The organism is Komagataeibacter xylinus NBRC 15237, from assembly GCF_001571345.1.
In the GTDB taxonomy this organism is placed as follows: domain Bacteria; phylum Pseudomonadota; class Alphaproteobacteria; order Acetobacterales; family Acetobacteraceae; genus Komagataeibacter; species Komagataeibacter xylinus.
Genome location: NZ_BCTP01000141.1, coordinates 1 through 756 on the forward strand (window position 1 = coordinate 1; position 756 = coordinate 756).

The window sequence follows — 756 nt, forward strand, 5'->3', positions numbered from 1 at the left end:
AGGAACGACGCTGCGGTTTTCTCGTATCTGGTTGCAACAGCACGCCACTCCTTGAGACGGGCCCAGAGGTTCTCGACCAGGTGCCGACACCGATAGACCCATCTGGGACAGGCAACCGGCGCATCGCGTCGTTTTGCGGGAATGGCCGGTCGGGCTCCCATGTCCCAGATACGTTCACGGAAGGCGTCCGAGGCATAGCCCTTGTCCGCCACCACCCACAAAGGAATGGCGGGAAGGCTATCAAGCATATCTGGAGCCAGCGGCAGTTCATGGGCCTGGCCGGGCGCCAGGGCAAAACCAACAGCCTTTCCATGCCCGTCTGCTATCACGCAGACTTTTGTGCCATAGCCGCCGCGAGAGCGGCCAAGTGCTTCACGATGGTCTCGCTCTTCAAAAGAGCCCCCTTTTTTGGGGCTCCCGCCGCCTTGTGGTGAGCTCTGATATTCGTGCCATCCAGAAAAGTCATGCCGAGTGCTACTCCCTGTTGTTCCTGAACCAGTGCGAGCAGGCGTTCCCACACACCCAGCTTCGCCCAGCGGATGAAAAGCTGGGCCGCTCGCCACCACGGCCCCAGTTCAGCGGGGATGCTCCGCCATTTCGCGCCATTCTCATGACGCCAGAAAATTGCTGCTATCGTACGCCGCAGATCATGGGGCGGCGTCTTGCCCCTTGGGCGAACCGCCTCAATCAGAGGTTCCCAGATCGCCCATGTCTCGTCCGTAAAGGTGCCTGTTCTGTCTCCTTCTTCCATCCCTA

At 60.2% G+C, this 756-nt stretch carries 1 protein-coding gene; it reads right to left on the bottom strand.

Annotation, left to right across the window (positions count from 1 at the left end; all coding sequences use genetic code 11):
- A protein-coding gene (locus GXY01S_RS17820; RefSeq protein WP_218003180.1) for an IS5 family transposase occupies nt 1-751 on the bottom strand; the annotation gives its coding sequence in 2 pieces (ribosomal slippage) (nt 1-412 and nt 412-751; 752 coding nt annotated over the 2 pieces). This gene is flagged as partial in the annotation.
- Between the last annotated feature and the right edge of the window lie 5 nt (nt 752-756).